Annotated in this window: 21 protein-coding genes and 1 pseudogene; 14 read left to right on the top strand and 8 right to left on the bottom strand. The window is 61.9% G+C overall.

The genetic code is table 11. The annotated features are described in order from the left end of the window. Positions 1 to 279 precede the first annotated feature (279 nt). Together BPHYT_RS28620 and BPHYT_RS28615 are read left to right on the top strand one after the other, a co-directional pair. Positions 280 to 1062, top strand: a complete 783-nt coding sequence (locus tag BPHYT_RS28620; RefSeq protein WP_012427620.1) for an enoyl-CoA hydratase/isomerase family protein — start codon at positions 280 to 282, stop codon at positions 1060 to 1062. Positions 1063 to 1085: 23 nt separating this feature from the next. After that, complete coding sequence (locus tag BPHYT_RS28615) at positions 1086 to 3200, top strand: acetate--CoA ligase family protein (protein ID WP_012427619.1); 2115 nt, start codon at positions 1086 to 1088, stop codon at positions 3198 to 3200. A gap of 186 nt (positions 3201 to 3386) precedes the next feature. On the opposite strand, the gene BPHYT_RS28610 is transcribed toward BPHYT_RS28615, so the two are convergent. From BPHYT_RS28610 to BPHYT_RS28580, 8 genes and pseudogenes are all read right to left on the bottom strand, one after another. Beyond that, the gene (locus tag BPHYT_RS28610) at positions 3387 to 5255 is read right to left on the bottom strand and encodes a serine hydrolase domain-containing protein (protein WP_041759221.1); all 1869 of its coding nucleotides are present in this window, start codon (positions 5253 to 5255) and stop codon (positions 3387 to 3389) included. A gap of 454 nt (positions 5256 to 5709) precedes the next feature. Next, the gene (gene arsH / locus BPHYT_RS28605; RefSeq protein ID WP_012427617.1) at positions 5710 to 6432 is read right to left on the bottom strand and encodes an arsenical resistance protein ArsH; all 723 of its coding nucleotides are present in this window, start codon (positions 6430 to 6432) and stop codon (positions 5710 to 5712) included. A 30-nt stretch (positions 6433 to 6462) separates the two neighbouring features. Then, a pseudogene (locus BPHYT_RS37985) lies at positions 6463 to 6609 on the bottom strand (arsenical-resistance protein); the annotation flags it as partial. A 101-nt stretch (positions 6610 to 6710) separates the two neighbouring features. Beyond that, a complete protein-coding gene (locus BPHYT_RS28600; protein ID WP_012427616.1) occupies positions 6711 to 7205 on the bottom strand; it encodes an arsenate reductase ArsC in 495 nt (164 codons plus the stop codon). A gap of 23 nt (positions 7206 to 7228) precedes the next feature. Next, complete coding sequence (locus BPHYT_RS28595) at positions 7229 to 7705, bottom strand: ArsI/CadI family heavy metal resistance metalloenzyme (protein WP_012427615.1); 477 nt, start codon at positions 7703 to 7705, stop codon at positions 7229 to 7231. 12 nt (positions 7706 to 7717) lie between these two features. Further along, positions 7718 to 8041 carry an ArsR/SmtB family transcription factor gene (locus tag BPHYT_RS28590; RefSeq protein ID WP_012427614.1) on the bottom strand — a complete coding sequence of 108 codons (324 nt, stop codon included), beginning with the start codon at positions 8039 to 8041 and terminating at the stop codon, positions 7718 to 7720. Positions 8042 to 8253: 212 nt separating this feature from the next. Next, complete coding sequence (locus tag BPHYT_RS28585; protein WP_274378478.1) at positions 8254 to 8880, bottom strand: NADPH-dependent F420 reductase; 627 nt, start codon at positions 8878 to 8880, stop codon at positions 8254 to 8256. Positions 8881 to 8950: 70 nt separating this feature from the next. Further along, the gene (locus tag BPHYT_RS28580; RefSeq protein WP_012427612.1) at positions 8951 to 9922 is read right to left on the bottom strand and encodes an SDR family oxidoreductase; all 972 of its coding nucleotides are present in this window, start codon (positions 9920 to 9922) and stop codon (positions 8951 to 8953) included. Between the two features lie 165 nt (positions 9923 to 10087). Between BPHYT_RS28580 and BPHYT_RS28575 the strand changes: the two genes are divergently transcribed. The 12 genes from BPHYT_RS28575 (at position 10088) to BPHYT_RS28520 (ending at position 22703) form a co-directional block, all read left to right on the top strand. Further along, a complete protein-coding gene (locus tag BPHYT_RS28575) occupies positions 10088 to 10534 on the top strand; it encodes a winged helix-turn-helix transcriptional regulator (protein WP_012427611.1) in 447 nt (148 codons plus the stop codon). A gap of 293 nt (positions 10535 to 10827) precedes the next feature. Then, positions 10828 to 12063: an urea ABC transporter substrate-binding protein gene (locus tag BPHYT_RS28570; protein ID WP_012427610.1), complete on the top strand. Its 1236-nt coding sequence runs from the start codon at positions 10828 to 10830 to the stop codon at positions 12061 to 12063. A gap of 64 nt (positions 12064 to 12127) precedes the next feature. Next, entirely contained in the window at positions 12128 to 12997 is an 870-nt protein-coding gene (locus tag BPHYT_RS28565) for an ABC transporter permease subunit (RefSeq protein ID WP_012427609.1), read from the top strand. Between the two features lie 18 nt (positions 12998 to 13015). Continuing rightward, a complete protein-coding gene (locus BPHYT_RS28560; protein ID WP_085966740.1) occupies positions 13016 to 14077 on the top strand; it encodes an ABC transporter permease subunit in 1062 nt (353 codons plus the stop codon). Further along, positions 14074 to 14784: an ABC transporter ATP-binding protein gene (locus BPHYT_RS28555; RefSeq protein WP_012427607.1), complete on the top strand. Its 711-nt coding sequence runs from the start codon at positions 14074 to 14076 to the stop codon at positions 14782 to 14784. Before BPHYT_RS28560 ends, BPHYT_RS28555 begins: the two co-directional genes overlap by 4 nt. After that, positions 14781 to 15488 (top strand): ABC transporter ATP-binding protein, encoded by a 708-nt coding sequence (locus tag BPHYT_RS28550; protein WP_012427606.1) that lies wholly within the window; start codon positions 14781 to 14783, stop codon positions 15486 to 15488. The genes BPHYT_RS28555 and BPHYT_RS28550 overlap by 4 nt, the downstream gene beginning before the upstream one ends. Before the next feature lie 13 nt (positions 15489 to 15501). Further along, positions 15502 to 16488, top strand: a complete 987-nt coding sequence (locus BPHYT_RS28545) for an acetamidase/formamidase family protein (RefSeq protein WP_012427605.1) — start codon at positions 15502 to 15504, stop codon at positions 16486 to 16488. A gap of 81 nt (positions 16489 to 16569) precedes the next feature. Further along, on the top strand, positions 16570 to 17724 hold the full coding sequence (locus BPHYT_RS28540) for a transporter substrate-binding domain-containing protein (RefSeq protein WP_012427604.1): 1155 nt from the start codon (positions 16570 to 16572) through the stop codon (positions 17722 to 17724). 1 nt (position 17725) lies between these two features. After that, a complete protein-coding gene (locus BPHYT_RS28535) occupies positions 17726 to 18376 on the top strand; it encodes an ANTAR domain-containing response regulator (protein WP_012427603.1) in 651 nt (216 codons plus the stop codon). Between the two features lie 58 nt (positions 18377 to 18434). Beyond that, a complete protein-coding gene (locus BPHYT_RS28530) occupies positions 18435 to 19199 on the top strand; it encodes an SDR family NAD(P)-dependent oxidoreductase (RefSeq protein WP_012427602.1) in 765 nt (254 codons plus the stop codon). 28 nt (positions 19200 to 19227) lie between these two features. Next, positions 19228 to 20748, top strand: coding sequence for an amidase (locus BPHYT_RS28525; RefSeq protein ID WP_012427601.1), 1521 nt, complete (start codon positions 19228 to 19230; stop codon positions 20746 to 20748). A gap of 266 nt (positions 20749 to 21014) precedes the next feature. Beyond that, complete coding sequence (locus BPHYT_RS28520; protein WP_012427600.1) at positions 21015 to 22703, top strand: sensor domain-containing protein; 1689 nt, start codon at positions 21015 to 21017, stop codon at positions 22701 to 22703. Positions 22704 to 23064: the final 361 nt, after the last annotated feature.

Genomic DNA, 23064 nt, shown 5'->3' with positions numbered 1-23064 from the left:
TCCGTCTTTATATCGTATTGCGACGCCTCTCGATTGTGCGGCGCCGCGTTTGCCTGTGAGCTAATTATCGGTGCGATGCGCGCTGTGCCAAGAGGCTCGTTTCACAGAGTGAAACAGTGTGGTTCGACGAAATCGTTTCGGTAGGCAACGCGGTTTCACTAGATGGAACCGAAGGGGTGTCTTTCGAGCCGACGAGGGCTACTCTTCCTGGCATCGGTCAGCGGACGGGCAAGCCTGCAGATGCCGCCGCTCACATAAACGTTCCTGAAAGGTAGAGTCATGGGCACCTCGAATATTGAAGTGACAATCACGTCGCGCATCGCGACGATCACGCTGAATCGTCCCGAGAAGCGCAATGCAATCTCCGACGATATGCGCACGGAACTCATTGAAGCGTTGAACCGGGTGTCGACCGACCCGGAGGTTCGAGCCGTCGTACTGACCGGTAGCGGAAAAGGCTTCTGCGCGGGTGGCGACGTGGGTGGCATGGCGAAGCGAATGGAGGCACCTGCTGGTGAGGTGGCCTTTAACGGCTGGTCGCGTCAGCAACGCGTGCATCACACCGTGAACCTGCTGTTCTCCATGCCGAAGCCAACGATTGCCGCTGTGAACGGCGCGGCCGCGGGTCTCGGTGCCGATATGGCGCTCAGTTGCGACTTTGTCGTAGCGTCGGAGGAGGCCAGCTTTGCGTGGAGTTATATCAAGCGCGGCTTGATTCCCGACGGCGGCGGCATGTATTTCCTTCCGCGCCGTGTGGGTCTTTCGCGGGCCAAGGAACTGATCTTTAGCGGCCGCAAGGTTGAGGCACCGGAAGCACTCGCGCTCGGGATTGCGGATCGCGTCAGCCGGTCCGACGCGCTCCTCGCCGACGCGCAGGCGTGGGCGGAAGAACTCGCTCAAGGCTCGCCGACCGCGCTCGCGCTTGGCAAGTCGATCCTGAATCAGAGTTATGAGCTGTCGGCCCATCAAGTCTTTGCACAGGGCAGCCAAGCGCAGGCGGTCTGCTATACGAGCCACGAGCATCGGGAATCCGTCCTCGCCTTTTTGAACAAGAGCCGGTGAATGTCATGAGGGGAGCGGTCAAGATGAATGCAATTTCACGCCTTATCAGCCCACGCAGCGTGGCCATCATCGGCGCATCGGCCGATGCCGCTAAGACGTCTGGTCGCCCCGTGGCCTATTTGAAGAAGCACGGGTTTCAGGGGCGGATTTATCCCGTCAATCCGCGAAGCGAGACGATCGACGGGCTGCGTTGTTATCCGGACGTTGCGTCGCTGCCGGAAGCGCCGGACGTGGGCATTGTGTTGCTCGGCGCGGAGCGCGCCCACGCGGCGGTCAGGGAACTGGCGCGCCTTGGTACCCGCGCGGCTATCGTTCTGGCCAGCGGCTACGCGGAGACAGGCGAAGAGGGCGCACGGCGGCAGGCGGAATTGATTGAAGCCGCCGGTTCGATGCGTCTGCTCGGTCCCAATACCATCGGACTGGTGAACCTGACCGAGGGCATCATGCTGTCGGCAAGCGGCGCGCTCGAGACTTCTTCATTCACCGCCGGCGGCATTGGCGTTGTTTCCCAGAGCGGCGGCATTCTCGGCTCGCTTCTCTCGAGAGCCGCCTCTCGTGGTATTGGCCTGTCCAAGCTGGTGTCGACAAGCAACGAAGCTGACCTCGATGTGGCCGATTTCGTCGACTATCTAGTCGATGACGACGCGACGTCGGTGATCGCGCTGTACATGGAAGGTCTGCGCCATCCTGAGCGTTTCCGACTGGCCGCAATGCGCGCGGCGGCGGCAGGCAAGCCGATCGTCGTATTCAAGATCGGCCGCTCGGAATCGGGAGCGCGGTCCGCCGTTTCTCACACGGGTGCGCTCGCGGGGGCTGACCGGATGTATGACGCCCTGTTCCAGCAACTCGGCGTGAATCGCGCGGAGAAGTTTTCGGATCTGCTGGACATTCCCGCCGCGCTAGCTGTACGCCGACCACTATCGGGCAAGCGGGTCGCTATCCTCACCTCTACAGGGGGCGCCGGCACATTGGTCACCGACAGCCTCGGCATGGGCGGCTTCGATACACCCGCGCCCGACCAGGCGACCGCAACTGCGTTGCGTGCGCTGCAGACCGGGGACCACGCCGTGCTCGATCGCAATCCCATCGACGTCACGCTGGCCGGACTTCAGCCGGACCTTCTGCGCGGAGCCATCCGGACTTTGCTGGCGAGTGCGGGCTACGACGCGGTGGTCGTGATCGTCGGGTCGTCCGGTCTGGCGATGCCGGATCTGATGGCCGGCGCAATTCGCGATGCACTGCCTGGCAGCGACAAGCCCCTTGTTGCATTCGTCAGTCCACACGCGCCGGAAGTGACCGCGTTGCTCAATCGTCAGGGCGTGCCCGCTTTCGTCGATCCGGAGAGTGTCACGGCGGCACTGGGCGCCATGTGGCGGCACACCCGGAATCGGCGCGATGTCCCGCAGCAGGTTAACTCGGCGGCTCTCGAACAGGTCGCACTGGATGACCTTCCGGTTGGCTCCCTCAATGAAGCGCAGGCCAAGACTCTGTTCAGCCGGTTCGGCATCACGCCGGTGCGAGAACGGATCGTGAGCGATGCAAGCGAGGCGAAGGCAGCCGCCCAAGAGTTTGGCGGCAAGGTCGTGCTCAAGCTTCTGTCCAACGAAATCACCCACAAGAGTGAGGTGGGTGGTGTCGCGGTCGGCTTGAGCGTCGAAACGATCGAAGCGCGACTCGAACGGATGCGCGATGACGTCCACACGGCGACCGGTACTGTACCGAACGCGTTCCTCGTTCAGGAGATGGTGACTGGCGGCGTCGAATTGATCTTCGGCCTGCACCGCGATTCGCTTGGGACGGCGATGCTGCTCGGCATGGGCGGTGTCACAGCTGAACTGTTCAAGGATACGACGATGCGGTTGCTCCCTGACGGCACCGCGCTGACGCAGGACGATGCGCTGCAGATGCTGCATGAACTGAAAACGTGGCCACTGCTGGACGGATATCGAGGCCGCGTGCGTGCGGACGTCGACGCGCTCGCGGAGGCGATCGTCGCGTTTTCAGGCATGGCCGCGCAACTCGGAGACCGCATCGTCGAGGCGGAAATCAATCCGGTTTTCGTGCTCCCTGTAGGGCAGGGTGTGAAGGCCGCCGATGGAGTAGCCGTGTTGGCTGAGCGGAATAGTCGGGAGGGCTGATCAAAAGAACACAACCCGAGTCGACACTGGACTCGCGCCTCCTAAGCGGAGACGAGAGTCAGCTCAGCATTCCAGTCAATCCATCTATTGTTGCGTACAGTTACATTGGCACGGCAAGCGCCTCGTGCGCGAACGTCGTGCCGTTGACGAAGACCGTGAAGCCCGGCGTCATGGAACGACTTGCCGTCAGATGCGTGCGTAGATCGAACTGCCGATCGTCAGCGAAGTTGCGGTGGGCGACGCGAAACGGATCTCATAGAGGTCGCGTCCAAAATTGCCCGGTACCTTGATCGACATGCCGCCGAGCGTGTCACTCACCGGTACAAACAGTTGATAGCGAAGATCTTCGTTGCCGTACAGCACGTAGCCCGGGAGTTCGGCGAGTGTCGCGAAGAACGCCGGCGGATTGCCAAGAACGACAATCGGCACGGCGCTCGGCGAATCGTTGGTCAACGTCCATTGTGTGCCGACGCGTTGCTGCCACGCGCTGTCGAGCGCCGCCAGCGGGGCGAGTTGCTGACCGACCGGCAGCGTCAGATACGCGTAGCCCGCTCCCGGCACGACCCGCTTCATCAGATAGCGATAGTTGAACGCGTTTCCTTCGGTGTCCTTGCCTGACACGACTGCAAAGCGATACGACGCCGTATCGGTATCGCTCCACCACCAGCCGTCGCTGCGGTACTGGTATCCGCCGATCGTCGTCCACCCTCGCGTAGCGGCGTCCCACTGGTTGATCTGCAGGCTGCCATCCGCATTGGCGAGCACCTGATACGGCAAATCCGAACTGCCGTAGATGCCCGCGCCGCTCGCAATGCCCGGCCCCGATGCGACCGGCGGCGCCGAGGTGCCAAGCTTCGCCGGCAGCGACGAAATCGTGCCGTCTTCCTTCAACGCCGACAGCACCAGCGTCTCGGCAATCGCCCGGGCGTTGTAGCCCGCATTGCCGGTCACCAGCAGCGCGAACTGCGAGTTGGGCACGACGAAAAATTCGGTTGAGTAGAAAGCGGTGCCGCCGTCCTTTTCCCAGCCGAGCACGCCCGCGGCGTTGAGCGCCGGCTGTACCACCGTGTCCCAGCCGAGACCCCAGCGCCATTCCGGCGACGGGTTGATGGTCAGGCTTTTGGTCTGATCCATGCCCATCTGCGCAATGCCCGCCGCGGACACGATGCGCTGTCCCTGGAACACACCACCGCCGTAGATCATTTGCGCGAGATTCATCATGTCGCCGGGCGTCGAACTCAGTCCGCCAGTCGCGTATGCATTGACGAATTCCTGATGCTGCGTGCCGTTCACGTACGGCAGTGAAAACGATCCGCCGGACGGCACGCTCGTCAGATAGCTGGACTGGGTCATCTTCAGCGGTGCAAGAATAGCCGACTGGACGAAGTCCGCGAAGCTCTGGCGCGTCATGGCGAGCACGATCTGCTCGACCATCGTGAAGCCGTCGTTGCAATAGACCGCCAGCTCACCTGGCAAATGCTTCAGGTGCGAGTTGGCGAGTTCGGCTTGCGTGTCGGCGGCGTATCCGGCGACCGGCTCGAACGTGAAGAGATTGCGCCCATTCGTGCCGGGCAGACCGGATGCATGCGATAGCAGATGACGCGTGGTGATCTGCGCGTATTCCGGCGACAGCATCGTGAAGGTCGGTAGATATTTGACGATCGGCGTGTCGAGCGTGATCAGACCGCGATCGACGAGGATCGTCGCCGCCAGTGCTGGGAACAATTTACTGACCGAGCCGATGTTAAAGCGCGTCTGCGGCGTTGCCTTGATTTGCCCCGGCACCGACGCCAGCCCGAACGCCTGCTGCCAGACCACAGTGTCGCCCTTGACCATCGCGATCGAGATCGCCGCGACGGGATTCGACGGATCGCTGACGGCCTGCTGGATCATCTGTTGACCGAGGGCAATGGTCTGCTGATAGGGCGTCGACTGGATGTCGCCGTTGCCGCAGCCGGGCAATACCGCCGCGAGCATCCCGGCGCCGGTGTAGCCGAGAAACTGCCGCCGGCCTACGCTGAAAGAAATCTCGTGATTGCGATCGCACTTGGCCACAGTATTCCCTTTGCTCCGGTTATTAGGACCTGCAAAAAAGCGCTTTTCTTCAGCTACGGCGCCGCCAACATGGCAATGGCGGCCTTCGCAATTTCGACGCAGCGGGGCAGCGTCTTTTGAACGGGCCTCCGTGCCCCAAATCATAGGCGTGCGGGCGAACTTGAGTAGCAACGTGTCGAGATGCTACGAAGCTTTGGCTTAACAGCGCGCCCCTAAGGTACCAAATTCTGCTCGGCGCAGCACGTGATATTGTCTGGCGCAATCGCCGCCATACGATCTCTTTTGGATCGATTCGCGGTAGTTGGAAGCGGTCGATGCGCCGTTCGTCACGCTCGATGACGCGTCGCGTGATTGCTCACGCGAAGTGCTTCCTCATACGCACGGCGGTAGATGCGCAGCGCCCATTTCGCGGTGCTCTCGCCTGGCTTCCGAGCCGAAGCGGGGGCGCCATGCGTCAGATACTGGCCTGATTGACGCGCTTCATCAGGTCCTCGGCGTTCTCCTTGCGTTCGCTATACCGGTCTACGAGGTACGGACCGATGTCGCGCGTCAGCAGCGTGAACTTCACCAGCTCCTCCATTACGTCGACCACGCGGTCGAAATACGCTGAAGGCTTCATGCGACCGGCTTCGTCGAACTCCATGAAGGCCTTGGCCACCGACGACTGGTTGGGGATGGTCAGCATGCGCATCCATCGTCCAAGCACGCGCATCTGGTTAACGGCGTTAAACGACTGTGAGCCGCCGCTGACCTGCATCACGGCGAGTGTCTTGCCTTGGGTCGGCCGCACCGCGCCAAGCGAAAGCGGAATCCAGTCGATCTGCGCCTTCATGATGCCGGTCATCGCGCCGTGCCGCTCGGGCGAGCACCAGACCATGCCCTCCGACCACAACACCATCTCGCGCAGTTCGGCCACCTTGAGATGGCTGTCCGGCGCGTCGTCCGGCAACGGCAGGCCGCTCGGATTGAACGTGCGCACTTCGGCGCCCATCGCCGTGAGCAGGCGTGCGGCTTCCTCGCTCAGCAGGCGGCTGAACGAGCGCTCGCGCAGCGAACCATAGAGCAGCAGAAAGCGCGGTGGATGCGGCGAGGCTTTCGCAGGCTGAAGGCGATTGATATCGGGCACGCGAAACAGCGTCGCGTCAACTTGGGGGAGGTCAGTGATGAGATCAGACACGTTTGCCTTCTGTAATCGTTTACGGATTGCTCAGGCGCACTCGTACCAGTCCGTCGAGCGGTTGACGATGCGCACCACGAGCAGCATGATTGGCACCTCTATGAGCACACCCACGACAGTCGCGTGCGCCGCACCTGAGTTGAAACCGAACAGACCGATCGCGATTGCGCGACCCAGACGCTCAGGTATCGCTCAAAGGAGCCGATGGTCGGATTTGCGGCTGACCGCCCTGAGGCGGCCACATTGGGGGTGTTCATGAGCGACTCGATGGAAAGGGCTTAGCTCCGACCGATGCCGTCCAGCGCCTGCTGCAGTTGGGCGTTGTCCAGTCTTTCGAGCGGGAGCGCGAGCAGTTGCAGCAAGCGGTAGCCGATCGCTTCGCGCGTGAGTTCGAATGCTTGCCGCTTGCCTTCATCGCCGCCCGGCGCGTTCGACGGATCGGCGTAGCCCCAATGGACCTTGACAGGGCTGCCCGGCCAGAACGGGCAATGTTCCGCCGCGGCGCTGTCGCAGACCGTGATGACAATGCGCATCTCGGGGGCACCGTCCTGCGCGAATTCATCCCAGCTTTTGCTGCGATAACCCTCCATATCAATACCGGCGTTCGTCAGCGCTTCGAGCGCGAACGGATTGATGCGTCCGCTCGGTGCGCTGCCCGCGCTGTATGCGCGGACGTCCTTGCCGAGCTTCTTTGCCCAGTGGTTCAGCATGCCTTCGCAAAGCACACTGCGCGCGGAATTGTGCGTGCAGAGGATGAGTACGTTTGTGGTCATGGTGTTGTCTGTGCGCAGCGTGATCAGCAGCAGGCCGGACCGGCAGGTTTAACAGGGATGCAAACGGGTTCGCCGTTCGGGGCACAGCAGGACGTTGTCCCTGCCGACGACGATGTTTGCCCGCTCGCTCCATATACTGAAGCGCCGTCCAGCGTATGGAAGTGCTCCCAGGCAATCCCCTGCGGATCGAGAACCCAGTGCTTGTCGCTGCGCGCATAGCAGCAGGTGGTTTCGCCCTGATCGAGCAGGACCATGTCCGCAGCCTCCGCCCGCGTTGCGAGTTCGGCAAGCTCGGCCGGGTCGTCCACCTGGAAGCCGAGATGGTCCACACCCGCTTTCGTGCCGCGCGTCGAAATCGCAAAGTTCACGCGAGGATCGTCCAGCATCCATTTCGCGTAGTCCATCTCGACGCGCGCCGGTTCCGCATCGAACAGCTTTGAATAGAACGCGATACTGGCTGTCAGGTCGTCAACGTGGACATGGATGTGAAACCGCTTCATGGTGGTTCTCCGTCAGCATTCGCTTGAGGCCGCGCCAGGTTCAAGGCAAGGCTGCCCCTGACAGCAGTTTTCGGTCAGGAAACCCAGGACCGCGTTCATCTGGTCGTAGGCGGCCCGATAGATCAGGCTGCGCCCGTCGCGTTCCTGTGTGACGAGCCCCGCGTGCATTAGCTCCTTCAGGTGAAATGAGAGCGTCGCATTGGGAACGTCGAGGTGTTCCGCGATGGCGCCCGGCGTCAAGCCGGCCGGACCAGCGACCACCAGCATGCGGAACACGCGCAGGCGTAGCGCGTGGGCGAGCGCCGCAAGAGCACGGATAATGTCTTTGTCTTCCATATTTCCAATATATTGGAAATATGGATTGAAAGCAAGCCACTGCCGCAGTCCACCGGGGGCATACGCTCTCCGACTTCCATGGGCGGCCGAACCGCCGCATTAGCTAGAAACAACGTGTGGTAATGCCGACGCAGTGAAGTCAATGGTGGCTATTGTTTTTGACTTGCTCTCAACGGTGTCCTGCACCTGCTGATGAGACCGTGACCGGCGATTCAGCCGAGATCGACGTTCAAGGCGAAGTCCCATGTGCCGGCGCCGTTTTGGGCCAGGCCGATCATCATCAAGCCGAGCGCCTCTAACGTCTGGGCCATCTGCAAGCCGCCGACATCAAGCGGACGCAGCCCGAGACTTTCGAGGAAGGTCGAGACGCGGGCCTTCGCGTCCGCATCGTCGGCTGCGATGAACGCGTCGAGGCGTCCACCCTTGGCGAGTACGTGACCGAAGATCGTATTGAAGGCCTTCACCACATGCGCGCCGGCGGGGACGCCCCTAGCGGTCTCCTGCGCGCCGGAACTGCCGGGAGGGGTCAAGAGGCCCGAAAGGTCGGGGGCAACCGGGTTGGTGATGTCGATGATCACCTTGCCGTCGAGCGCTTTCCCGAAGTCGGCCACCACCGACGCCGCGCTGGCGTACGGCACGGCGAGGATAACGATGTCGCCCGCCGGCGCGGCGCCGTACTTCCCTGTGATCGCTCCGGGCGCCAGTTGGTCGGCCAGTGCCTGCGCTTTTACGTTATCGCGGCTGATCACCTCGACAGTCTGTCCAGCCTTGGCGACACGGCCGGCGATCGCAGTGGCCATCCCTCCTGATCCGATAATGCTGATAGTGCTCATGTGCAGTTTCCTCGTGAGTTGGAGTATTGGCGTCTGCCGGGCTCGTTCCGGCCCGGCTCCCCGTTGTTAGCCCAGTTCAGCCGGCGGGGAAATAATGACCGTTATCCATGTCCTCGAGCAGGCCTGGCTGAGCAGGCTCCCAGCCGAGAGATTTTCGCGTGATGGCGTTGGACGCCGGGAAGTCGCCCGTGACTACAGCCGAGAGGAATCCGAAGTAGCCCGGCACCATCAGTTCGTCCGCGGGAATGCTCACAGCGGGTACGCCAAGGCGAGCGGCGATGGCCTCAGCAATCTCGCGGAACCGGATACCCTCGTCGGCAACTGCGTGCCAGGTCTTGCCGGCAGGGCCTTTCTCCAACGCCAGTCGGAACAAAGAGGCAAGATCGCGGATGTGCACGGCGGGCCACCGGTTCTCGCCGTCTCCAGGGTAGCCGATGACGCCCTTCTCCTTGGCAAGCCCGATCAGGATCTGGAGGAAGCCGACGCGATCGGCTGTGCTGTGTGCGATGAGGGGAATCCGCACGACCGAAGACCGCACGCCTTGCTCGGCAAGGCCGACGACAGCGGTCTCCACGACATTGCGAGCTCGCAGGGTGCCTGCGTCGAGGGGCCTGCCAGGAAGGGCGGGGTCATCCTCGGTGGCGGGTCGGCCCAGGCTGACCGGTGCGACAAGAGGGGCCCCCCGACCCACATTCGTGGGTGCGCCGATGCTGCCTGCAACGACCAGCGGTTTCCCGGTTCCCGCCAGCGCCTCGCCGAAAGCGAGCACGATCGAGAGCTCCGAATCGCCCAAGGCGGCGATCCCACCAGCCTGGAGCAGGTCAGCGCGATATCCGACGTGAATGACGCCGTCGGACTCGGCCGCTGCCGCCTTGAGCCCAGCCAGGTCGCTAAGATCACCGCGACGCGCCTTGGCGCCGAGAGCGGACACCGTAGCCGCCGACTCGTCCGTTCGGGCCAACGCGGTAACCTCGTGGCCGGCCGCGACGAGGTCGGGGATGATGTGCGAACCGGCGTGGCCGGTCCCGCCAGTGACAAATACGTGCATGTAGCTGCTCCTTGTGAGTGATGTGAGAAGTGGTGATACCCGTGCGTTCAGCCATGAGTGATCGGTGCTCGCAATCTCTAAAGGCCATGCTAACCATGTTACTTGCAAAAAACAAGTAAACACGAAAATATACTTGCGGTATGCAAGCGATGTTAGGATCTAGCTATGAAGACGACATCTAAAGAAGACGTTCGGTCCCATTGCGCAGTGAACTACGGCGTGGAGATCTTCGGCGACCGGTGGTCGCTTCTGATCATTCGCGACATCGTTTTTGTCGGCAAAAAGACGTATGGCGAGTTCCTGAAATCGGAAGAGGGCATCGCGACCAATGTCCTTGCTTCCCGCCTTGCCTTTCTTGAGGAGCAGGGAATTCTCTCGAAGGCCCCCAATCCCGGCGACAAGCGCAAGGACTTCTACACTCTGACCGAGAAGGGCCTGGACCTCATTCCCATCGTGCTTAACATAGTCCTTTGGAGTGCAAAGTACGATTCGAAGTCCTACGTGCGGCGCAGCAAGGAGTTTTTTGCCCGATTGAGTCGAAGCCCAATGCAGGTGAGTGAAGAGGTGAAGGCGCTGGTTCGCAACGGCGAATGCATCTTTCCTGAGAGTTAGTCTGAGAACGCTGCGGACTCTCCACGCTTCACCAATCGGAAAACCGGTATCGACTTCAACCTCCCACTCAGCCCAGTCTCGTGAAGCCCCCCAGGTTTTTGACCGCAGTTGACAAGTAAAAATTTGGCGTTTTAGACTCAAGTCACTCCTTCGAGGCCCGACAAAGATGTCCGCCCGAGGACCCGGCACAGAAGCCCCCTGACGAACTCGCCGTTCGTCAGGGGGCTTTTTTTGTCCACATTTTTTTCCCTTGTTCTAGCGCTCTGTCTGGCGCCCATCTCTGGAGAACCCGCATGTCGCTGAAGCTGTCGGGCTGGATGCGTCTCGCCCTTACCGCAGGACTCGCACTGACTTCGCTCGCTTCGAGCGCCGCTGATCCCGTGAAGATCGGCTTGCTCGAAGACGCCTCGGGGAATTTCGCGCTGGCCACGATTCCCAAGATTCATGCCACGGAACTCGCCGTCGACGAGATCAACGCGAAGGGCGGCATTCTCGGCCGCCCGGTGCAACTGATCGCCTACGACACACAGTCGGACAACACCAAGTTTCAGGAATTGGCCCGGCGGCTCGTGCAGACCGACAAGCCCGATGTGATTTTCGGCGCGTTCTCCAGCGCATCGCGCGAAGCGATCCGCCCGATCATGGACCGCGCGCATCAGCTCTACTGGTACGACAATCAGTATGAGGGCGGTGTCTGCGACACGAACACCTTTGTTACCGGCGCGGTGCCCGAGCAGCAATTCTCGACGCTCATTCCGTGGATGATGCAGAAGTACGGCAAGAAGGTGTACACCATCGCGGCCGACTACAACTTTGGGCAGATTTCGGCGGAGTGGGTACGCAACATCGTCAAGGAAAACGGCGGCACGATGGTCGGCGAGGAGTTCATTCCGCTGTCGGTGTCGCAGTTCGGCCAGACCATCCAGAACATCCAGAAGGCGAAGCCCGACTTTGTCGTGACGCTGCTGGTCGGCGCAAATCAGTCTTCGTACTACGAGCAGCAGGCGTCGGCGCATCTGAATCTGCCGATGGCGAGTTCGGTGAACGTCGGTCAGGCCTATGAGCACAAGCGCTTCAAACCGCCTGCGCTGAAGGACATGTACGTGACGGCGAATTACGTCGAAGAGGTCGATACGCCTGCGAGCAACGACTTCAAGAAGCGCTTCCACGCGAAGTTCCCGAATGAGCCCTACATCAATCAGGAAGCCGCGAACGCGTACGACGCGATCTATCTGTACAAGGCTGCTGTCGAAAAGGCGAAGTCGACGAATCAGGATCAGGTGCGCAAAGCACTCGAAAGCGGCGACATCTGCACGACCGGCGAGCAGGGCAAGGTCTGTATCGATCCGAAGAGCCATCACGCGAGTCACACCATCTTTCTGGTGCACGTGAAGGAGGACCACTCGGTCGAGATTCCGAAGGTGTGGGACGACGTACAGCCGTACTGGCTCGGCAAGGTTGGCTGCGATCTGCCGAACAAGCCGGATCATCGTCAATACACGCCGTCGAACCTGCCCAAGAAGTCCTGATCCGAAGTCGGCGCGCGAGACATGCAGCAGGCTCGCGCGTCGCCCTCCTGAACGTGGAGCACGTATGGCCACTTTGTCGGCTCTCTATTCGCTGATCTATCAGTTCGGCGACAACTTCGCTTACCTGGTGCTCGCGGCGCTCGGTCTCGCGGTGATCTTCGGCATGATGGGTGTCATCAATCTCGCGCATGGCGAGTTCATCATGTGCGGCGCGTACGTGACCATCATCACGGCCAAGCACGGTGCGCCGCTGCCGCTCGCGATGCTGGCCGGCGCACTCGCGGCGGCGCTCGCGGGCGTCATCGTCGAACGGCTGGTGATTCGTCATCTCTACGACCGTCTGTTCGATTCCGTCGTCGCAACGTGGGCAATCAGCCTCATCGTGCAGCAGACCATGCTTCTTGTCGCCGGTCCGTCGATCGAAGGGATCGGCACGCCGTTCGGCTCGTTTTCGCTCGGCGAGTATTCGTTCTCGACGTATCGCGCCGTGCTGCCCGGTATCGCGCTCGCAATCCTGTTCGGCCTCTACCTGCTGTTCTTCAAGACCAATTACGGCGTCTGCGCGCGCGCCACGATCCAGAACGCGAACATCGCGCAGTGCCTCGGTTTGCGCACGGACCGGCTCTACACGCTGACCTTCGCGCTGGGCGCGGGACTCGCGGGTCTCACCGGCGCACTCTACGCGCCGACCATGACGGCGGTCCCGACGATGGGCAGCAACTTCATCGTGCAGGCCTTCGTGTCGGTAGTGGTCGGCGGTGCCAACGTGATCGCGGGCACGACACCGGCGGCCGGCGTGCTCGCGATCATCCAGACCGCGCTGACGGCGTCTTATGGGCAGCTGTTCGGACAGATCGGTCTGCTGGTGACCGTCATCGTCGTGATCCGGTTAATGCCGCAAGGTCTCGGCAATCTCTTCACCCGCTTGCGCTAGGAGGCAGAAGTGACGCAAATGAAACAGCCTTCGACCAGTGCCGTAACGCGCGCGTTGCATACGGTGCCGTGGCTCGTGGCGCTTTGTCTGCCGCTGGTAGTCGATGCGAACACCAGCGGCAATCTCGCCTACTGTCTGCTGTGGGCGTTCAGTGCGCTCGGGCTCGCTGCGATGTGGGGCTACGGCGGCATCCTGTCGTTCGGGCAGACCGCATTCTTCGGATTGTCGGGCTACACTTACGGCATCTTCACGCTCAACTATGGCGACACGTGGTTCGAGTCGTGGCTCGGGCTCGGCGCGGGCATCGTGGTGAGCATCGTCGCCGCGGGGCTGATCGGCTACATGGTTTTCTATGGTCGCATTAAAGGCGTGTTCATCGGCATCGTCACATTGTCGGTGACGCTCGTGCTCGAAACCTTCATGTCGCAGACGGCAGGGCCGCAATGGGCGATCGGCGAGGCGCGGCTGAATGGTTACAACGGTATGGGCGGCATGCCGCAATTGACCATTCCGTGGCCGGGCGGGCCGCTCACGCTGGAGAACGTGAGCTTCTACTACCTCGTGCTGCTTCTGTTGATCGCGGTCTACGCGATCATGCGCAAGCTGCTGGACGGCACCTTCGGTTTGACCCTCATCGCTATTCGGGAGAATCCGCAGCGTGCGGAGATGCTCGGCGTCGACATCCGCCGTCATCAATTAATGGTGTTCGTACTCGGTTGCACGCTGGGCGGACTGTCGGGTGCGCTGTACACAATCTGGGGCTCTTACATCACGCCGTCGACAATGGGCCTTACCGCTGCCGCGATGCCAGTGATCTGGGTCGCGACGTCGGGAAGAAAGAGCATTGGCGGAACGATCATCGGCACTGCCTTTCTCGTGTGGCTCTCGCAGAATCTCGCGGTGTACGGCAGCCAGTACGCGCTAATCCTGCTCGGTGCGATTCTGCTGATCGTCGTACTGGCCGCGCCCGAAGGTCTGCTGCCGTTCGTCGCGCGGCATCTGCGGCGTCTGTCGAGCCGCACGAGCGGCGCTTCACGCCACGCCGGCGGATGTCTCAAGCGAGAGGAGGGCAAGTCATGACCACGCTGCTCGAAACGCGCGGGCTCAAGAAGCATTTTGGCGGCGCGCAAGTGATCAACGGAATCGACTTCAGTATCGAGGCGAAGGAGATTCGCTGCGTGATCGGGCCGAACGGCGCGGGCAAAAGCACGTTCTTCAAGCTCATCACGGGCGAGCATCGTCCTTCTGAAGGCAGCGTGCTGTTTCTCGGCAAGGACATGAGCCATGTGCTTCCGCACGAGCGCATCCGTATGGGCATGAGTATCAAGTTCCAGATTCCCGGCGTGTTTCCCGATCTGAGCGTGCGTCAGCATTTGCAACTGTCGCTGCATCGCGCGAAGGACGACCGGCCCGAGAGTCTCGACGAACTGCTGCAACGCTTCATGCTGGAGAACGAAGCGCACGTGCTCGCGCGCAACCTGTCGCACGGCAAGAAGCAATGGCTTGAAATCGCGATGGCCGTGTCGTTGCGCCCGAAGCTGCTGTTTCTCGATGAACCGGTGGCGGGCATGTCGGTGGAGGAGACGCATGCGACTGGCGAACTCATCAAGCGATTGTCGGCAGACGGCCTCACGATGATGGTGGTCGAGCACGACATGACCTTTGTCAAGCAGATCGCCTCGCGCGTCACGGTACTGCACGGCGGGAGCCTGCTCGCCGACGGGCCGCTCGATGAGATCCTCGCGCGCGACGATGTCGCGGAAGTGTATCTGGGGAAGAAGAAATGAACGCGTTGCTGGAGGTGTCGAACGTTGAAGCGGGATATGGCGGCGGACGCGTGCTCAACGGCGTGTCGTTCGGCGTCGGACGCGGCGAGGTGCTGGCGTTCATCGGGCGCAACGGGGTAGGCAAGACGACGCTGATGCGCGCGCTGATCGGTCTTGTCAGACTCGATGCCGGCGAAATCAGACTCGCAGGCAATGCGATCGGCCAGGACAAGCCGTATGCACGGGCGCAGAGCGGCATGGGCTATGTGCCGCAGGGGCGCGAGATCTTCGGCGCGCTGACCGTTGCCGAGAATCTGCAGGTTGGCGCGCAGGCGAATCGGGCGCGCGCCGCGGACATGAAAGAGAAAGTCGTCGGCTATTTTCCGATTCTGAAGAAACGCTATACGCAGAAGGCCGGCACCATGAGCGGGGGCGAACAGCAGCAGTTGGCGATTGCCCGCGCACTGATCAGCGCACCGAAGGTGCTGCTGCTCGACGAGCCTTCCGAAGGCATTCAACCCTCTATCGTCGATCTGATCGGCGACACGCTGCAGCATATCGCGCACGACACGGGTATCGGCGTGGTGCTGGTCGAGCAGGATATGGGCATGGTCGAGCGCATCGCGAGTCGCTGCTGTGTGATGGACAAGGGCCGTATCGTCGAGACATTGAGCCCTGAGCAACTCGGCGACGAACAATTGATTCGCCAGTATCTGGCACTGTGACGGAGAGCGGAACATGAAATGGCTTGAAGAATCGATCATGATGAAGCGCGGTGTCGGCGCCGATCGCGAGCCGGTGGAGCATCATCTCACCGAGGAGATGCAAAAGACCTATCACTACACGATCGGCCCTTATTCGCAGCCTGTTCTGCACGTCAAGCCTGGGGACCGCGTGGTGGTGGAAACCCGCGACGCCTTCGAAGGCAAGATCAAGGAAGAGACCGACAAGCCGTCGCAGGTGCTGCAGGTGCCTTTTCTCAATCCGCAGAATGGGCCGATCATGATCGAAGGCGCGGAAAAGGGCGACGTGGTCGCGGTATATATCGAGAAGATGGCGCCGCGCGGCGACGATCCGCACGGCTTCTGCTGCATGATTCCGAACTTCGGCGGGCTGACCGGAACGGACTACACCGCGCTGCTCAACGAGCCGTTGCCGGAAATCGTACGCAAGATAAAGATCGACGAAGAGAACGTGTACTGGAGCAAACGCAACACGCTGCCGTACAAACCGCATATCGGCACGCTGAGTCTTTCTCCCGAAATCGATTCGATCAATTCGCTCACGCCCGACAATCACGGTGGCAATATGGACGTGCCTGACATGGGGCCGGGCAGCATCACGTATCTGCCGGTGCGCTCTCCTGGCGGGCGGCTTTTCATCGGCGATGCGCACGCCTGTCAGGGCGACGGCGAGGTGTGCGGCACGGCGGTGGAGTATCAGAGCACGACAACGGTGCGCGTCGATCTCATCAAGAAGTGGCAGATCGGCTGGCCGCGTCTGGAGAACGAGGACGCGCTGATGAGCATCGGCAGCGCACGGCCGCTGGAGGACGCGACGCGCATTGCCTATCGCGAACTCGTGTTGTGGATGGCGGCGGACTATGGCTTTGACAAGTGGGATGCGTACATGATGCTGAGTCAGGTCGGCAAGGTACGGCTCGGTAATTTTGTCGACCCAAAATACACGGTGGGCGCGATGGTCGCCAAGCACTACCTGAAGTAAGCGCATCAGCGGGAAGAATCGAAGTAAGACGACAAAAGTGCGGAGCCTATGCTCCGCGCGCATACGAGAGCACGTCAAGAAATGGCATTATCCGATCCCATCCGTGTGGGCCTGCTTAGCTCGACGACCGGTTCGACCGCGTTGCTCGAACAGTCTCAATGGCGCGGCGCATGCCTCGCCGTCGAGGAGATCAACGCGCGCGGCGGCATAGGCGGACGCGAACTCGTCGCGCTTCACTACGATCCCGGCTCCGATCCGGCCGCGTTTCGCGAGCTTGCGGAGCGGCTTATCGTGAAGGACGGCGTCAATACCATTTTCGGCGGCTATACGTCGACCAGCCGCAAGGCGATGCTGCCGGTCGTCGAGAAGCACAACCGGCTGCTGATCTACGCGCAGATGTACGAGGGCTTCGAGTATTCGGACAACATCATCTACAGCGGCGCGTCGCCGAACCAGAACGGTGTGCAACTCGCGGACTTCATGACGGAGACGTTCGGTGCACGCGTGTACTTCGTCGGTTCCAGCTATGTCTATCCGTACGAATGCAACCGGACGATGCAGGAGCTGCTGCTTCAACATCCCGAAGGCGCGATCCTCGGCGAGCGCTATCTGTCGCTCGACGCCACGCGCGACCAGTTCGACCAGGTCGTCGCGGATATCGGGCGCAAGTCGCCGGACTGGATCTTTTGCACGGTCATCGGAGAGACGGTGCCTTATCTCTATGAGGCCTATGCGCGCGCGGGCCTCGATCCGGCCAGCATGCCGATCGGCAGCCTCAACACGTCCGAGACGGAGATTCAGGCGATGCAACGCGGCATCGCGACAGGGCATTTCACGGCTGCGCCTTATTTTCAGAGCGTCGATACGCCGGAGAATCATCGCGCCGTGCGACATCATCAGGTGCGCTTCGGCGCGCACACGCCAACCGACATGAACTGGGAAGCCGCCTATTATCAGATGCATATGTTCGCGGAAGCGTTCGCGCGTGCCGGCTCGGACGAACTCGGCACCATCATGCCGCATCTCCTCGGCTCGGAATTCACCGCGCCGCAAGGCCGGGTGCGCATCGATCCGGTCAATCATCACATGGCCCTCTATCCGCGCATTGGCCGCGTCAATGCCGACGGCCAGTTCACTATTCTGCGCGAATCGAAGTTCGCCGTCGGGCCAGATCCCTATATGACGCGTCAGACGCTCGGGGACTGGGTCACGAAATTGAGCACGCGGGACTACTGACGTGAGCGCGCGCCCGGACAGAGGCCAACGGAGCCTCACCAGTTCGATCCTCGAGCGCAATGCGCGCGTGGTCGTTTTTCATCCCGACGATGACGACGGGGTGACGCTCACGAACCACCTTCGGCGCATGGGCTTTCAGGTCGAACGATGCTGGCCGCCCGTGGACACGCTGACGGAGCGCGTCGACCTGGTATTCCGTGCATTGCGGCCTGACGAGCGCGCGCCCAAGGGCGAATGGTCGGGACCGGACGCGCCGCCCGTCATCTGCGTGGTGGCCTACGAGAATCCGACCTTCATCGATCAGGCGATCAAGCTCGGCGCGGACGGCATCGTAACGACACCGGTGCGCGCATCGGGCTTGCTGTCGACGGTGGTGATGGCGCTGTATCACGCAAAGCGTTCGCGCCAGCACGCGCAGCGTATCGCCAAGTTGGAACAGAAGCTGCTCGACAGCCGGCATTTGCAGGAAGCGAAAAAAATTCTGATGACCATGCATAGCGTGAGCGAACGCGAGGCCTACGACATGCTGCGCGCGCAGGCGATGGAAAAGCGCGTGACTATCGACGACCTCTGTCACTCCGTCATTCAGGCAAGCGAAGTGCTGCAGATTTCTCGCGGCATGACCTCAGGCGAGGGGCACGATAAAGAGTGAGCGCGCAGTCGCTCTATCGGGTAACGGACATGCAAACACCTGCACAGGAGCTTCGAACATGGATCTGCAACTGAAGGGTTTGAAGGCGGTCGTGACCGGCGGCACCAAGGGCATTGGGCTCGCCATTGCGCGGACGCTCGCAGCGGAAGGTGCCGAGGTCGCCATTTGCGCACGCGATCCGGCTGCCGTCGAGGCGACCGTTAGCGCGCTCACCGAACTGAGCGGCGCGCGCGCATCGGGCGCGGCAGTGGATGTATCGGATGGCGCCGCGCTCAAAGCTTGGGTCGAGCGTATCGGCTCGGAGTGGGGCGGCCTCGACATAGTCGTGGCGAATGTAAGCGCGCTCGCGATCGGCAACGACATTGAATCGTGGCGCAAGGAATTCGAAACCGATCTGCTCGGCACCGTCCATCTCGTCGATGCGGCGATGCCGTATCTCGAAGCGAGCCGGGCCGCGTCGATCGTCGCGATATCGAGCGTGTCGGGACGCGAGATCGATTTCGCGGCGGGTCCTTATGGCGTGTTCAAGGCCGCGATCGTTCACTACATACAGGGGCTCGCAAATCAGCTTGCGTCGAAGGGCATTCGCGCGAACACGGTGTCGCCCGGGAATGTGTATTTCGAGGGCGGCGTGTGGGACTGGATCGAGCATAACGATGCGGCGCTATTCGAACGCGCGCTCGCATTGAATCCGACTGGGCGCATGGGACGCCCGCAGGAAATCGCTAACGCGGTGGCGTTCATCGCGAGTCCGGCGGCGAGTTTTGTGAGCGGAACAAACTTCGTCGTCGATGGAGCACTCACACGCGGCGTGCAGCTCTGACATACGGTCAAATCAACAGGAGCATGGAATGGAACGAGGCAGTGCGATGGATATCGATCTGGACGCCCTGACGGTTGAGGCCGTGCAGGCTGGTTTCAAGGCCGGCACATTCACGGCCGAGCAGCTGGCGCGCGCCTGTTTCGATAGGATCGAGCGCGACAACGGGAAGTACAACGCAGTGATTTTCCTGAACCCGGCGGCCGTCGACGACGCGCGCCGGATCGACGAACGGCGCGCTGCCGGCGAACCGCTGGGTCCGCTTGCCGGCGTGCCGGTCGTCATCAAGGATCCTATGGACATGGTCGGCTTTCCGACCACCGCGGGATGGGCGAAGTTGTACAGCAAGAAAGGCGGCGTCGACCTGATGCCCGAGCGTGATGCGCCGGTCGTCGCGCGGATGCGCCGCGCGGGTGCGATTCTGCTCGGCAAGACGAACGTGCCGATCCTGAGCCACACCGGCTCGCATGCGAACGATAGCTGGGCGGGCCCCACGATCAATGTCGTGATGCCCGATCGGGTGCCGGGCGGCAGCAGTGCGGGCACGGCATCGGCGGTGGCGTCGTGCATGGCCGTACTCGGCCTCGCGGAAGAGACCGGCGGATCGATTCAGAACCCCGCGTCGGCGCAGAACCTGGTCGGAATCAAACCGACTATCGGGCTGGTGCCGAATGCGGGCGTGGTGCCGCTGTCGGGTAATCGCGACGTGGTGGGGCCCATTGCACGAAACGTGAGGGATGCCGCGCTGTGCCTCGACGTGCTCGCGGGCTATTCGAGCGAAGATCCGAAGACACTCGCGAGCGTCGGCCGGCAACCGGAAGGAGGGTATACCGCGGCGCTGGACCCGAACGCGCTGCGCGGCAAGCGCATCGGGCTATATGGCCCGGGCTGGCGCAATCAGCCTTTGTCCGATGAAGCTGCCGTGCTGTATGAGCGGGTCAAGGGCGAACTGGCCGGTCTGGGTGCGATTCTCGTCGACGACCCGTTCGCGGGCTCCGGGTTCGCCGAACTGAGGAAGCCGACTCCGCCGCTGGCGCATTTCGATGCGCGCGGTCTCGAGTCGATTCCGTACGATCTGGAGAAGTATCTCCAGCGGCTCGGCAAGCATGCGCCGTTGAAGACCTTCGCGGAATTCGCCGCGGCGACGAAGGATGACGATGCTTTTGGAGCGCAAGGGATACTGCGATATCTGCATAGTCTCGCGGATTTCACGGCCGCAATGGCCGATCCGTCGGTGCCGCCCGAGATGCCTGAATTCGTCGACGTGAAGGCGCGTTATCTGCGGATCTTCAATGCGGTGATGGATGCGCAACGGCTCGATGGACTGGTGTTCCCGCAGATGCGCGGTGAGCTTCCCGCACTTCATGGCCAGGATGTCATTCAGGAGACGACGGTGGGCGAAATCAATATTGCAGGCTTGCCGGGGATTGCGGTGCCTGCGGGGTTTTATGCGTCGGGTGCGCCGTTTGGGTTGATTTTTGTGGGGCGGCAATGGGATGAGGGGAGATTGTTAGGGTTTGCGTATGCTTACGAGGTGGGGGCGGGGAGATGATGCCAGGCAACGTCGTCTCCGACAACGGCGCCTTCCAGGAGCAACTCCGCCATCTCGCTCGAAGAGTAGCCAATCTCCGCGAGAACGGCGACAGTTAGCGCTTCAACGGGTATCCGCTCGCAAAATCAACGATCTATGACTGGGCACGCCTCTGCCCAGCAAAGCTTTTCAGTTCACAAACACCGTCCATCCTCCTACGATACGCAATGTTGGCGATTCAGACATAGTGGGACCGCGGCATCGGTCCCTCGAGGGGGAGCAAAGGCATGGAAGATTTTCAGGTGCTCGATCACATCACGGACGGGGTGATGTCGCTCGACCGGGAGTGGAAGTTTCGAAACATCAACCGCACCGCTGCGCGACTGCTGAAGCGCCGGCCGGCGGATCTGCTGGGCCAGGAGATCTGGGCCGAATACCCGGACCTCATTGGGTCGAGCTACGAGACGGCCTATCGGCAGGCGGCCGAGACCGGTCTGCCCAGCAGTGCAACCGCCTTCTACGCGCCGCTCGATACATGGTTCGAAGTGCGGGCGTTTCCATGCGAGGACGGCCTCATCGTGCTGGTTCGCGACGTGACCGAAGCGCGTGCGATCTCCGAACTTTTGTCCCGCCAGGCCACGCACGATGAATTGACCGGACTCATCAACCGGCGCGAACTGCTGCTGCGCCTGAACCGTCTCATCGACGAAGGCGCGGCCGATTCTGTCGATCTGCTCTTCATCGACCTCGACCGCTTCAAGGACATCAACGATTCGTTCGGTCACGCGGCGGGGGATGAAGTGCTGCGCGTCGTCGGCGAGCGTCTTTCGGACTTGCTCACCGAACGCATCCATGCATCGCGTATTGGCGGCGACGAATTCGTGATTTTCCTCGTCGACGCGCCCGAGGGCGAGGCTGTGCGAGTCGCGCGCGAGGTCATAGTGCGCATGCGCGAACCTGTCCAGACGCCTTCAGTGCGCGCGCCGGTGGGCGCGAGCATCGGCGTGGCGCGCTACCCCGTGTCGGCGTCGGACGCAGGCGAGTTGCTACGCAACGCTGACACTGCGATGTATCACGCGAAGCGCGCAGGCGGCTCGCAGGTGTGGTCGTTCGGTAAGGAGGATGCGCAGCGCCTCGCTCATCGCCTGCGGCTGCGCGCGGATCTGGAAAGCGCGAGCGCCTCGCATCAGTTCGAACTGCACTACCAGCCACAACTGGATCTGGGCACGGGCCGTGTCTACGGCGCCGAAGCGCTTTTGCGCTGGAACCATCCCAAGCTGGGCCTGCTCACGCCGGGCGACTTCCTCGACGTGCTGCTTGAATCGCCCGCCTATGAGGCGACGGGTGAATGGCTAATTCGTCGCGCGTTCCGCCAGGCGGCGCAATGGCAGGCACCGGACCACGCGCCGTTCAAGATCGCCGTCAATCTCTCGGCCACGACGATCCAGAATTGCGATCTCGCCGCACTGGTTTCGGAGGCGGCCGAGGCGTCGGGCGTGAGCGCTTCCGTACTCGAGATCGAAGTGACGGAGACCGTGGTCATGAGCGACTTCGTCGCGGCGTCGCGCTCCCTTTCAGCCGTGCGAAGGCTAGGCGTAACCGTCTCGCTCGACGACTTCGGCACCGGCTACTCGAGCCTCGCGTACCTCACACAACTGCCCGTCGATCGCATCAAGATCGACAAGTCGTTCGTGCAGCGACTCACCGTTGAGGAGACCTGTCATCAGGCTCGAGCGATGGTCGAAGCGATGGTGACGCTCGCGCACGCGCTGGGCATGGGAACGGTGGCGGAAGGCGTTGAGACCGAAACGCAACTCGCTCTCGTCAGGGAACTCGGGTGCGATGCCGCGCAGGGTTACTTCATCGGCCAGCCGATGCCGGCGGCGCGCATGGAGCCGTATCTGGACGCACGGTTTGGCCCGGCGCGGACTGCTGCGCTTACGTCGTCGCGGGGCGCACGAAGCGGGCCGCGCTAGCGGCAACGCGCGGTTGCCGGCTCGTATCGCTTCCGGCTACGGCCCCGCCGAGCCGGCGCCTGCATCCGCGCGTCTTCATGCGTGAGAAAGCCAGTAATCCGCTTTCTAACGGCGATGCGCCGCAACCCAAGCAGCCCAATTTGGTCCTCGCAAAGGTGTTTTGCGCAGCAGGAGGGCGGCACTTCTGCGGTTATTGGTATTCCATAATCGTATAGATGAATCGCTATTTTTCATTATAAAGGCATGTCGAACGTCGCTAGTATGCAGACTTCCCACTGTGCGCCATGCGTGCATTCGCCAGGCGTATGGCGTCCGGACTCCGCCTTGCCGGGCTGGCTGATGCGCAAGGGCTGGACCGACC

This window comes from Paraburkholderia phytofirmans PsJN, from assembly GCF_000020125.1.
Taxonomy (GTDB): Bacteria; Pseudomonadota; Gammaproteobacteria; order Burkholderiales; family Burkholderiaceae; genus Paraburkholderia; species Paraburkholderia phytofirmans.
Note: the sequence above shows the minus strand (reverse complement) of the source record. Positions and strands in the feature narration are given on the sequence as shown.